Raw genomic sequence first — 11,804 nt, 5'->3', positions numbered from 1 at the left:
AGAAAAAAGATTGACATTTTTTTACAAATATGTCAGAATAGAAAAAAGGAGGCTGTGCCAATGAACGTGAGGAATTTACATAGAGCAAGAACGACTGCCGGGATTATCGCGGTGATTATGCTCCTGGCCGTGACATTCTGTGTCCATCGTGTATACGCGGCCGCCGGGATGCCTGAGTTTCAAACGGTAAAGCAAATCCGTTATACAAAATCCGCGGCCTGGCTGTTTCAAGAACCGAAAGCCTCAGCGCCGAAAGCGGTAAAGCTGAAAAAGAGCAGAAAAGTCCGGGTGACCGGAATCTCCAAAGCCGGCTGGTCAAGAGTATACGATTCGAAAAAAACGTACTATATCAGAAGCGGACGGCTGTCCCGGAATAACGGATATTTAGTAGCGATTGACGCGGGTCACCAGAGAAAAGGAAATCCGTCAAAGGAGCCTATCGGTCCCGGAGCAAAGCAGAAAAAGGCAAAAGTGTCCTCCGGCGCAACAGGAACCAGTACCGGAATTCCAGAATATAAGCTGACACTGAAAATGGCGAAAAAGCTTAAAAAGGAGCTGGTTTCCAGGGGCTACAAAGTAAAACTGATCCGCGCAAAGCATAATGTGAATATCAGCAACTCCCGGCGTGCTAAAATTGCCAATAAAGCGGGAGCGGATGTATTTATCCGGATTCACGCCAACTCATCGACAGACAGCGGAGTAAAAGGCGCTCTGACGATTTCTCCAACCGCGGAAAACAAATACTGCAAAAAGATTTCGAAAAAAAGCCGCAGTCTTTCCAGGGCGGTTCTGTCAGAATTCTGCGAAGTGACCGGCGCGAAAAACAGAGGCGTTATGTATACGGATACCATGTCCGGCATCAACTGGAGCAAGGTGCCGGTAACGATTGTAGAGATGGGATTTCTTTCAAACCCGAAAGAGGATAAAAAGATGAATCGTTCCGTCCGATACCAGAACAAGATGGCGAAGGGCATGGCAAACGGAATCGACCGTTTCCTGAAACGAACTTAAGAACGCGGGAGAACGCGTCGCCGCATGCTGTGAAAGGAACAAAATTCTTCTTGCGTGCGGGCAGAAATTAAGATACAATCAACGTACCTTAAACAGGAAGCACAGAAAGGTATTCAGTATAAGGAGGAACTTAATATGGAAAAAAGTACGCTGCGGAAGGTGGAGGAACTGTTTTTATTCTTTCTGGCCACCTCTATTATCGGATGGATGTACGAAGTGTTCCTGGAGGTAGTCGTTTACCGCTGGGGGTACTCGGACAGAGGTGTTTTAATCGGGCCGTACTGTATTGTGTATGGCGTCGGCGCGATTGTACTGCTGCTTTGCCTCGGAAAGTTTATGAAAAAGAAAATACGGATCGGAAAAGTCAATATCACCCCGGTTCTTGTTTTCATTGGAATTATGGTGATTGCAACGGCCATCGAGCTGATTGCCAGTTATATTATGGAGTGGACGACAGGAGACTGGATGTGGGATTACGATCGGTTCTGGATGAACTTTGAAGGCCGGATCGCGCCAAATCCCAGCTTTCGCTTTGGCATTGGCGGAATGGTGATGCTGTATATTTTCTACCCGCTCTTCCGTAAGATTATTGATAAACGAAAAGACCGGAATGTCGCCATTGTCGCCGCGATTACAGCCGTTATCTTTTTGCTGGACTGTATTTTTCATAATCAGATCTGACAGAGGCACCATTTTATCCCCGGATACATAATCTGATCCTGAGACGGTAAAACCGTCTTGACTCTGAGGCAGAAGGGGAATGAAAGATGGCATGGCAATATTTGATCTATCCGTTTAAGGTTATGGGCATCAGCCAGACTTACGACGGATCTTACAGCCATAGAAAATACAGTACAGGAAATAAAAAGGATTACCCTATCGACGAGGCGGGAGCGGATACCGGAAGAGATTATATGTACGCTCCGGCTGATGTCGTTGTGAAAAAAATTTACGGCAGGGGAGATTCGGGAAAGCCAAATACCATATGGCTTCAAACGCGTAAAAAAGTGATTACGCCCATTGGAATTTTCTATGTGACCGGGAGAGTTACCCATATGAGCGACGCGGATATCGCGAATTTAAAAGTGGGAGATGTTTTTCGGGCAAAGGAAAAGATGTTCCGCGAAGGAACAGATGGAGGCGCTACGGGCAACCACATTCACATGACGTGGGGAACCGGAAAATTTAAAGGCTCCGGCTGGAGCGCCAACAGCAACGGAGCCTACGTGCTTACCACAACCGGAAGCAACCGAAAGCCGGAAAAGCTTTTCTTCGTGGACAGTGGATTCACAAGGATCAGAGACAGCCGCGGGCTGAAATTTGAGAAAAAGCCGGAGCCGAAAACCCGCTACGTTCATACGCCGGGAAGCAGGCTGAATGTACGAAAATCTTATAGCGTAAAATCGGAAGTTGTAGGAAAACTGGCTGACAAATTAAAGGTTACCGTATACGCGCGGCGGAACGGCTGGTCCCTGATTGGTGTAAAAAAATGGGTAGCTTCCAGGTACCTGAAAAAAACCCGATAGATAATTTGACGGGAAACTGACTGGCATTTGAGCGGATGTCGGCAGGAAGCCGAAAGAAAATTGGAAAGATAGAAACAGATTGTAAATTTTTGAATTTGTTTCTATCTTTTTCAGCGTTTCCGGGCTGTATTTCGAGGAAAAATCCGGATTACCGGTTGATCGGCGGAGCAAAGCCCTGGGAACGCTGAAAATTGTATAAACAAAATGGGAATTTTTAAATTTGTTTCTAAGCAGGAAGGGTTCCAAACAGGACTCACAGAAAAATTTGAGCAGGAAGTACTTTTTTTTAAAGAAAAGCTTTTATTTTGGAGAAAGACGTGCTATAATATTTTCGCTGACAAAAATTGCGGGGAATTAGCTCAGCTGGGAGAGCGCATGGTTCGCAATCATGAGGTCAGGGGTTCGATCCCCCTATTCTCCACCATTTAGCCATCATCGATACGATGATGGCTTTTTTCTTTTTGTGGAATCGCAGCTTTGAGCAGCCTAGAGAATGTGTACAGTTCCCATTTCCTACGGCCGCCGTATCCAACCGGCGACCATGTTCAGAAGAATTACATCCTGAATCACGCGCGGATCTTTTCCGGTTTGCCGGAGAATCTTATTGATTTTGTACTGGACGGTATTTTTGTGGACAAAGAGTTGCTTTGCGATTTGGCCGATTGAACCGTTGTTCTGTACATAGGCATTCATAAAATCCGCGAATTCTACCATTTCCTCTTCTGTAAAGCCGGGGAGCAGCTGGCGGATCAGCGCTTCTTTATATTCCGGCAGAACATCGTGGAAAATCAGTTCCGCCGTACTGTTGTCATAGAAAAAAATACCGCTCTCACCCTGCTTCACAGTTAAAAGTTTCCGCGCCTGATTGTAAGAACGTTTCACGCCGGTATAATCGGGTTGGACGCTCCCTACAGAGGCGAGAAATGTTTCCTGTCCCGCGTTTCGGGCAGCTGTCTTTAAAAAAGCCGCCAATTTTTCTGTCTGGCTGGTGCTGCAGATGACAACTCCTACATCTCCGTTGCAAGAGCAGAGACAGCTGGAAAGCACAGGCGGCTCCGCGTCCTGCAGAATCTGTCCGGGCGTGACCAGGGCAACCGCAAAGGGCGCGTTCTCTGAAAAGCCATAGCTGTGGAGTTCATCCCGAAAGGCAGGAAGGAGTTCCGCAGGTTCTTTATTCACCCATTCGTTGATAAAAAATAAGAGGGCTTGTTCCTGCTGGCTTTTTTTGTGGTAAGAAAAAAGATCCAAGACGAGAATTTCCGTCATCTTTTTCAATACCTTCGCGTATTTCATTACTTCCGCAACCTCCCCGGTAATTCCAATAACACCGATGATCTGATCGTTTAAAAATACCGGCAGATTGATTCCTTTGCGGCATCCGTGATACTGCCCATCTTCATAAATGCACAGCTCTTTCAGATGGTAGCGGATAATGCGCCAGGCTCCTTCATGAAACATTCCGACCCGCGACGGATCGGTACTGGCTAAAATAGCGCCTTTTTCATCCATGATATTCAGGTCATAATCCAGAATCATGCTGATTTCTTCGATAATTTTGGCTGCGGTATCTTTTTGCAGATACATGGAACACCTCCGTATTTAGTACAGGTAACAAAAAAACGTGTAAATTTTTGGGGAACAGCCCATTTCTTTCGGGCTATGGAACTATTATACTAGTAATACACAAATTTTACAATCCGGAAAGGAGGCAGACGCATGTTATACAGCGCAGGAACGAGATCCTGCACAACCATGGCGGCGACAGGCGCCGCGACAAAAGACGGAAGTGTTATTTTTGGAAAAAACAGCGATCGGCTGATAAACGAGGCGCAGCCTCTGTGTTTCTTTGAAGCGCGGGATCACGAGGAAGGGGAAGAAGTTCAATGCAGCTTTATCCGAATTCCGCAGGTCCCCCACACTTATGCGTGTATCGGCTCAAAGCCCCATGTGTTCTTCGGATTTGAACACGGAATCAACGAGCACGGGGTTATGATCGGCAATGAACAGGTATCAGGGCGGGAAGCGCCGGAACGCAGATGGGGTCTGATCGGAATGGATATTCTGCGGCTGGCGCTGGAAAGATCCGATTCTGCGAAAAAAGCGGTGGAAATCATCGGGCAGCTGCTGGAGACTTTTGGTACCGGAGGAGATCCGGAAACCAGAATCCGTCCCTTTAACAGCAATTATGTAATCGCGGATGGGGAGGAAGTTTATCTCTTTGAATCCCATCAGAGAAGCTGGGCAGCTAAAAAAGTCGAGAAGACCGGCTATTTATCCAACTGCTATTCCATCCAGTCTGATTATACCTGGATTAGCGAAGGAGCGCTGCGGGAAGCGAAGGAAAAAGGCTGGATTTCCCCGCAGACAGAGGAAAACGATTTTAATCCGGCGAAGGCATGGACCATTGACGACTGTCTGTTCGGGGAATCGGAAGGCTTCGTCCGCTACGCGCGGCTTGACAGGCTGATGAATGGCAGAGAGCCTTTTACTCCGAAGATGATGATGGACAATCTGCGGGACCATTATGAGGGAGAAGCGCTGGGACAGACGATTTTCAGTCCCGCCGCGGCGAAAATCCCATGTATCTGCAGCCATCCGGGAGGCGTCAGCGGATGTGTAACCGCGGCCAGCTGTGTGGCAGTTATCCGCAAGGACGCGCCGGAAGAACTGCGGTTTACTTATTGGTCGAGTATGGCGCCTCCATGCTGTTCCGTATTCCGTCCGTTTTATAATGTAAAATGGCTCCCGGAAGATCTGCAGCACGCGGACGCTCTGTATAGGGAACAGGATCCGTGGTGGACCTTTATTGAGCTGGAACGGTACATAGCGCTGAACTATGAGAAGTTCGCGCCCAAGGTGAAAGAGACGTTCTCCAGTATGGAAAACAGGTTTCTGGAGGAAGCAGAGTATATCGAGGGAAACTGGAACGGAGATCCGCAGGAGCTGAAGGATTTTTCCGCCAGAGCGGCTTCCGAGAGTTTTCAGGCGGCGAGAGCTCTGATCGCGGAAATAAAGGGTACACTGAAAACTTCGGATCTGGATCGGATGCTGCTTTCTTATTTTACACAAGTTTCAGACGGATGCGGAATGCCGTATGACCGCGCCGTGATTAAGTAAGAAGGAGGGGAGAATAGAATGGATGCCAGTAATACTTACGGGATAATCAGTCTGTTGCCGGTAGTGGTTGTAATTGTATCGGCGCTGATTACAAAACGGACCCTGGAGTGCTTGATTGTAGGTTCTCTGGTAGGGTTTGTCATTCTGGAAAAACAGAATTTCTTGTCTGAATGGGTCGCCGCGGCTCAGGAGGTTTTCGGAGAATCCGCCTGGTATATTCTCGTATTCGGGGTGTTCGGCGTGATCATCATGCTGCTGGAAAAATCCGGAGGCGCGCAGGGACTGTCGCAGTTGGGTACTAAATTCGCGAAAACCAGAGGCGTGGCGCTGATTTCCACATGGATATTAGGAATTTTGATTTTTATTGACGATTATTTGAATAATCTGGGCGTCAGCGTGGCTATGCGGAATGTAACGGATAAGTTCAAGGTTTCACGGGAATTCCTGGCATATTTAATCAATAGTACCGGAGCTGCCGTGTGTGTGCTGATTCCTATTTCATCCTGGGCCGTATTTATGTCCGGACAGTATGAATCCCTGGAGATTATGGGAAGCGACGGAACGAGCCTGGGCGCGTATATTCAGTCCATTCCCTATATGTTTTACGCCTGGTTGGCAGTGATTCTGGCACCGCTGTTCGCGCTGAAAATAATCCCGTTGTTCGGACCGATGAGAAAGGCAGAACAGCGCGCGGCGCAGGGGCAGGTTTTTCCGCCAAGCTATTATGAACAGCTGGAAAAAGGCACGATGGAAGAAGTCAAGGAAGAGATGGATCCGTCTAAAGCGAGGGCAGTTAACTTTATTGTTCCTATGGTAGTCTTTGTCATTGCCACCATTGTAACAGACGGCGACATTCTAATGGGCGGCGTTGTCACGATTATCGTATGCGCGGTAATGTTTATTCCGCAAAAACTCATGACAGTAGCCGAATTTTGTGATATATCTTTTAAGGGGTTTACCAGTATGAGTTTTGTGACCGGTCTGGTGCTGACCTCCTTTATTCTGGGGAAAGCCAATGAAGAATTGGGACTGACTCCATATATTATCGACAAGGTAGAGCCTTTGCTTAGTCCTGGACTGCTGCCGGTTATCGCGTTTCTGCTGGTTGCCTTCCTTGCGTTTGCCTGCGGAAGCTTCTGGGGAATCATCGCTATTGTCGCGCCGATTATTCTGCCGCTGGCGGTTGCGGTGGACGCTAATGTATATCTCGTAGGCGCGGCGATTATATCGGGAACGGTTTTCGCCAGCCACACCTGTTTTTACGCGGATGCCGTTACGCTGATTTCGGCCGGAACGCAGATTCAGAATACGGATTACGCGAAGACCGCCATCCCGCTTACCATTATACCGGTTGCGCTCAGCGCGATACTCTACCTGATTTTCGGAATGGTTATTTAACAGGCAATCAATAAGGCAAGGTGAAGGGGAACTATGAAAAAGTGCGTGATTGTACCAGATTCTTTTAAAGGAACCATGTCCTCGGTTGAGGTCTGCGATGTGATTTCGGAAAAGGTGCGGAACCTTTTTCCTCACTGTCAGATCTGCGGAATTCCCATCGCGGATGGAGGCGAGGGAACGGTGGATTGTTTCGTCCGCGCTATTGGCGGAGAAAAAAGAAATGTGAGGGTACAGGGCCCATTTGGAGAAGAGATTGAAAGCTTTTACGGAGTTGTGAAAGGCGATACGGCAGTCGTGGAAATGGCGGCGGCTGCCGGACTGCCTCTGGCCTGTGGAAAGCGTGATCCCGGAAAAGCCTCGACTTACGGGGTGGGACAGTTGATCGCTCATGCGGTCCGGTCCGGCTGCCGCGGTGTGATTCTGGGACTGGGGGGAAGCTGCACCAACGACGGGGGCGCCGGAATGGCGGCAGCCTTGGGAACCCGTTTTTTTCGAAAGGACGGAAGCTGCTTTGTCCCCTCGGGAGATTCGCTGGAAGACGTTGTATCCATTGATAACAGCGGGGCGGAAAAGATGCTTTCAGGTGTTGAAATTCAGGGAATGTGTGATATAGAAAATCCCATGTTCGGAGAAAAAGGCGCCGCGTATATTTTCGGCCCGCAGAAGGGGGCGGATACAGAAGAAATCCAGGTGCTGGATCGGAATCTGCGAGCTTTTTCAGAAGTGATAAAAAGGGAACTGGGGATGGATGTAAGCCGTATTCCCGGAAGCGGCGCGGCCGGAGCTATGGGGGCAGGGGTTTGCGCGTTTTTAGGCGGCAGTCTGGTTTCCGGAATCGAACTGCTGCTGGAGGTTGTGAATTTTGATCAGATGCTGCAGAGCTGTGATCTGGTGATAACCGGAGAGGGAAAGCTGGATCAGCAGAGCTTTGACGGGAAAGTGATTGCCGGTGTCGTGCGGCATGCCCGGAAATTTCATGTGCCGGTGGTAGCTGTTGCCGGATATGTGGAGCCGGATGTCCGCCGCGCGCTGGACGCCTTCGGAGTCAGCGGGGCTTTGTCGGTTTACGATAAAAGGATGAACCTGGAACAGATTCTTCCTACCTGCAAAACCGATTTGGGCAGGAGAGTGGAGGACCTGGCATATTTACAGGTTTGATCCGGGATTCGGAATGCGAAGGCTGGAAAGCAAACTATTGAGGAAATCATCAAAATGTGTACAGAGATGCTTTTTTAGTTTCTTTGCACACATTTTTACTTGGTCCCGTTTGAAGTCCCTGAAAGAATATTTGTCGAAATTTGTAGAATATGCTCGAATACAGAGTATTTATACAACGATAGTACGAATCATTCTTGTTTGCGCAAAAGCGCAGCTTTGGGAGGCTTCTCAAATGTGTATAATATGAAGAATTTTAAACTTAAGTACACCTTTTTGCGTTCTAAGAGCTTACGATGTGCTTTGCCTGCGCATACCTATTCATGTTGTGTCCCACGGGAGGGGATGAGATTGAAAATTTTTTGCCCGTACCTTGACAAACGCAGCATTGCTCTGGTACCATAAACCATGAAATACATAACAGGCAGATTTCTTCTAGAAGAGTGATCTCTACCGGCGGTACAGCCCGCGAGCGAAAGCTAATCCGGTCAGAACCCGGAGCCGACAGTAAAGTCTGGATGAGAGAAGAAAGCGTGGATGCTTTCTTTTGCGTACTTATTTTTAGAAGATAATGAATAGAGAAGGCATCGAAAGAAGGTGCCTTTTTTCATGCGCTCGATCCGGAAGAAATCCGAAATGATGAAAGGAGTAACTATGGAACAAAGACAAAACACAAGGAAAATTGGAATTCCCGGGGTAGTGGCGATTATGCTTGCCAGCAGTCTGACCGTCATGGTAGGCAACGCGATTACGCCGGCGCTTCCTCAGTTGGGAGAGGTATACGGACTCGGAAATTACGCTTCCTGGCTGGTGACGGCTCCGGCTCTGGGGGTAGTGGCGTCGGCTGTTTTTTTCGGGAAGCTGATTGACCGAAAAGGCCCTTACTGGGTCGCGTTTTTCGGATTGCTGCTGTATGGGATTTTCGGCGTAGCCGGAGGTTATATGCCAAATGCCGTGGCCATTTTCGTGGATCGGTTTCTTTTGGGCGTAGCGACAGCGGCGATTATGAGCTCGGCCGTCGCGCTGATTGCCGCTTTCTTCCAGGGGGAACGTCAGCTGAGATTGATCGCGGTACAGGGAATGTCCATGGAATTCGGCGGCGTGATTTTCCTCAGTATCAGCGGAGTGCTGGCGGATATTTCATGGCGCTGCCCGTTTTATATCTATGGGCTTGGTATCTTAGCCTTTCTTCTTTTGATTTTCTTCGTGCCAAGATGCGGAAGAGCCGCAGAGGAACAGTCGCAGGAGGAATCGCAGGGCGCGGGAAAAGGCGTGCCGATACCGCTGGTGCTGCTGATTGCCTTCCTGGGAATGCTGATGTTTTTTACAGCCATGGTGTCGCTGCCGATTTATCTGCAGACAGAGCTGGGGTACAGCCCTTCCTTCACAGGCTACTATCTGGCGGCGCTGGACTTAATCGCGGTCCTGGCGGCAGGGTTTATGCCCAATATTGTAAGAAAAATACAGGAAAAAGGTTGTCTGACCATCGCGTTCTGCTGTTATGGAATTGCCTTTCTTCTGTACTTCCTGTCGGGCCATGCGGTCGTTTTATGGATCGCGGTATTTTTCGCCGGACTGGGCTTTGGCTGTTCCACGCCGTTGTTTAACAGTCTGATTGTCAACAAAAGCACGCCGGAAAAGAAGGGACTGAATATCAGCTTCTGCACCATGGCGATGTTTCTGGGCCAGTTTCTGTCGGCGCTGCTGGTATCCGCCTTTTCCGGGACGACTTTGTTCCTGGTCGCGTTTATCATCGCCTTTGTGATCGCCGCTTGTATACTTCCGGTCGCGGGGCGGTATCACCGGATCCGAGGATAAGGGGACGCGGCTTCTGTATGTCCGATATAAATTAAATAAGATTACGGAAAACGGGACGGTGCACACCCAGGGGCAGATTTTGCCGACTGCGTATACATCGCCCCGTTTTTCCATGCTTTTAAAACGAATTTTCTCTAAATTTCCAGACATTCGGAGCAGTTTTATACGCAATATCACAAATTACAGGCCTGGTGTGGACGATTTGTATACGCAATCCGAAAAAAAGTCATGACGGTGTGCACTGGCGCACGCTCTGTTTGCTCGCCCATCTGCAAAACGCCTGTTTCCATGCTCCTTCTCCCCAACCGCTCCGATATATGCAGAGCGTCCTCTATCTTTTCATAAAAAACCTTGACAAAGAAAATTAGTATGATATTATTATGATATCATAAAGATATAAAAATAAGAGGAGGAAGCAAGATGTTGATACTGACTATTAATTACGTTCCCGGAAAAGAAATTGAAGCGCTGGGAATCGTCAAGGGGAACGTCGTACAGGCAAGACACATAGGAAAAGACATCATGGCGGGATTGAAAAATGTGGTCGGCGGAGAGCTTCGCGGATATACGGATATGCTCAACGAGGCGAGAGAGGTGGCCACGCAGAGGATGGTTGCGGAAGCGGAAAAAATGGGAGCGGACGCGATTATCATGATGGAGTACGCCACATCCGCGATTATGGACGCGACTGCCGAAGTAATTGCCTACGGAACCGCTGTAAAATATAAAGAGTGAATGAAGGCGCATGGAAAATGAGCGGGAAAATAAGGAGGAACAGATGGAAAAGAACTTTGTAAATACGCAAATTGAAGAAAAAGTTTTAAAGCCTGCAAATGGAATGGCAATGATGCTGATACTGATTCTGGTGATGCTGATTTGTGTGGGAGCGATTGTATGGGGAGCTATGGCTGCGCTGGCTGCTGTGATTGTGGCGGCGGCTGTCGTATTCTGTATCGCGTGCGTGCTGCTGGGAGGGCTGAAAATCATCAATCCGAATGAAGCGCTGGTTTTGACTTTGTTCGGTAAGTATTACGGTACAATAAAGGATCACGGATTCTTCTTTGTGAACCCGTTCGTAACAGCCAGGAATCCCATCGCGGAAAAACAGAATGAGTCAGAGGGTCTTTTGCAGGAGCTGAGTGAAAGTTCGAAAAAGAATAAGGAGAAAAAGCCGTCCATAAACAAAAAGGTTTCTACAAAGGTTCTGACGTTTAATAACGGTACCCAGAAAGTAAACGACGCCATGGGAAACCCGATTATCATCGGAGCGATTGTCGTCTGGAGAGTAGAAAACCCGACAAAAGCGGTATTTAACGTGGATAATTATTTTCAGTATCTGTCCACACAGTGCGACTCCACCATCCGCAGCATCGCAAGGCAGTATCCGTACGACAGTATTGAGGAAACCGATACTGAGGAGAAAACTCTGCGCGGCAGCAGCCAGGAAATCGCCGATATGATGAAAAACAGACTGCAGCAGCGGGTCGAGGACGCGGGCCTGGAAGTGCTGGAGGTTCGGATTACCCATCTGTCCTATGCGGAGGAAATCGCGGCGGCTATGCTCCGGAGACAGCAGGCGGCGGCTATCATCGCGGCAAGGCAGAAGATCGTGACCGGAGCGGTGGGCATGGTAAAAACGGCGCTGGATCAACTGGGTGAAGAAGAAATTGTCCTTCTGGACGAAGAACGAAAGGCGGCCATGGTAAGCAATCTGCTGGTCGTACTCTGCGGTGACAAGGAAGCGCAGCCGGTAGTCAACAGCGGAACCATTTACTAAAG

General features: G+C 48.7%; 10 protein-coding genes, 1 tRNA gene and 1 riboswitch. Of the genes, 10 read left to right on the top strand and 1 reads right to left on the bottom strand.

Annotated features, from left to right (window positions below; translation table 11 throughout):
- Positions 1–60: 60 nt before the first annotated feature.
- The 4 genes from H9L42_RS03830 to H9L42_RS03815 all read left to right on the top strand — a co-directional run bounded on the left by H9L42_RS03830 (position 61) and on the right by H9L42_RS03815 (position 2,961).
- Entirely contained in the window at positions 61–1,011 is a 951-nt protein-coding gene (locus H9L42_RS03830) for an N-acetylmuramoyl-L-alanine amidase (protein WP_187302080.1), read from the top strand.
- Between the two features lie 135 nt (positions 1,012–1,146).
- Complete coding sequence (locus H9L42_RS03825; RefSeq protein ID WP_187302079.1) at positions 1,147–1,692, top strand: putative ABC transporter permease; 546 nt, start codon at positions 1,147–1,149, stop codon at positions 1,690–1,692.
- A gap of 86 nt (positions 1,693–1,778) precedes the next feature.
- On the top strand, positions 1,779–2,537 hold the full coding sequence (locus tag H9L42_RS03820) for an SH3 domain-containing protein (protein WP_187302078.1): 759 nt from the start codon (positions 1,779–1,781) through the stop codon (positions 2,535–2,537).
- Between the two features lie 348 nt (positions 2,538–2,885).
- Positions 2,886–2,961: transfer RNA gene (locus tag H9L42_RS03815), tRNA-Ala, on the top strand.
- An 89-nt stretch (positions 2,962–3,050) separates the two neighbouring features.
- Here the strand turns inward: H9L42_RS03815 and H9L42_RS03810 are convergent.
- Complete coding sequence (locus tag H9L42_RS03810) at positions 3,051–4,121, bottom strand: CdaR family transcriptional regulator (RefSeq protein ID WP_187302077.1); 1,071 nt, start codon at positions 4,119–4,121, stop codon at positions 3,051–3,053.
- Between the two features lie 132 nt (positions 4,122–4,253).
- On the opposite strand from H9L42_RS03810, the gene H9L42_RS03805 reads away from it, so the two are divergent.
- The 6 genes from H9L42_RS03805 (at position 4,254) to H9L42_RS03780 (ending at position 11,802) form a co-directional block, all read left to right on the top strand.
- Positions 4,254–5,654, top strand: coding sequence for a C69 family dipeptidase (locus tag H9L42_RS03805; protein ID WP_187302076.1), 1,401 nt, complete (start codon positions 4,254–4,256; stop codon positions 5,652–5,654).
- An 18-nt stretch (positions 5,655–5,672) separates the two neighbouring features.
- A complete protein-coding gene (locus H9L42_RS03800; protein WP_187302075.1) occupies positions 5,673–7,052 on the top strand; it encodes a Na+/H+ antiporter NhaC family protein in 1,380 nt (459 codons plus the stop codon).
- Between the two features lie 33 nt (positions 7,053–7,085).
- Positions 7,086–8,210, top strand: coding sequence for a glycerate kinase family protein (locus tag H9L42_RS03795; RefSeq protein WP_187302074.1), 1,125 nt, complete (start codon positions 7,086–7,088; stop codon positions 8,208–8,210).
- A 423-nt stretch (positions 8,211–8,633) separates the two neighbouring features.
- Positions 8,634–8,741: riboswitch (FMN riboswitch) on the top strand.
- 120 nt (positions 8,742–8,861) lie between these two features.
- The gene (locus H9L42_RS03790; RefSeq protein ID WP_187302073.1) at positions 8,862–10,025 is read left to right on the top strand and encodes an MFS transporter; all 1,164 of its coding nucleotides are present in this window, start codon (positions 8,862–8,864) and stop codon (positions 10,023–10,025) included.
- A 420-nt stretch (positions 10,026–10,445) separates the two neighbouring features.
- On the top strand, positions 10,446–10,760 hold the full coding sequence (locus H9L42_RS03785; RefSeq protein WP_187302072.1) for a YbjQ family protein: 315 nt from the start codon (positions 10,446–10,448) through the stop codon (positions 10,758–10,760).
- Between the two features lie 43 nt (positions 10,761–10,803).
- Positions 10,804–11,802, top strand: coding sequence for an SPFH domain-containing protein (locus H9L42_RS03780; RefSeq protein WP_187302071.1), 999 nt, complete (start codon positions 10,804–10,806; stop codon positions 11,800–11,802).
- Positions 11,803–11,804: the final 2 nt, after the last annotated feature.

Origin of the sequence: Zhenpiania hominis (assembly GCF_014333425.1) — a bacterium.
Taxonomy (GTDB): Bacteria; Bacillota; Clostridia; order Peptostreptococcales; family Anaerovoracaceae; genus Hominibacterium; species Hominibacterium hominis.
Note: the sequence above shows the minus strand (reverse complement) of the source record. Positions and strands in the feature narration are given on the sequence as shown.

Coding starts and splice junctions, on each gene's coding strand:
- H9L42_RS03830 (WP_187302080.1), top strand. CDS start 61: ATGAACGTGAGGAATTTACATAGAGCAAGAACGACTGCCGGGATTATC.
- H9L42_RS03825 (WP_187302079.1), top strand. CDS start 1,147: ATGGAAAAAAGTACGCTGCGGAAGGTGGAGGAACTGTTTTTATTCTTT.
- H9L42_RS03820 (WP_187302078.1), top strand. CDS start 1,779: ATGGCATGGCAATATTTGATCTATCCGTTTAAGGTTATGGGCATCAGC.
- H9L42_RS03810 (WP_187302077.1), bottom strand. CDS start 4,121: ATGTATCTGCAAAAAGATACCGCAGCCAAAATTATCGAAGAAATCAGC.
- H9L42_RS03805 (WP_187302076.1), top strand. CDS start 4,254: ATGTTATACAGCGCAGGAACGAGATCCTGCACAACCATGGCGGCGACA.
- H9L42_RS03800 (WP_187302075.1), top strand. CDS start 5,673: ATGGATGCCAGTAATACTTACGGGATAATCAGTCTGTTGCCGGTAGTG.
- H9L42_RS03795 (WP_187302074.1), top strand. CDS start 7,086: ATGAAAAAGTGCGTGATTGTACCAGATTCTTTTAAAGGAACCATGTCC.
- H9L42_RS03790 (WP_187302073.1), top strand. CDS start 8,862: ATGGAACAAAGACAAAACACAAGGAAAATTGGAATTCCCGGGGTAGTG.
- H9L42_RS03785 (WP_187302072.1), top strand. CDS start 10,446: ATGTTGATACTGACTATTAATTACGTTCCCGGAAAAGAAATTGAAGCG.
- H9L42_RS03780 (WP_187302071.1), top strand. CDS start 10,804: ATGGAAAAGAACTTTGTAAATACGCAAATTGAAGAAAAAGTTTTAAAG.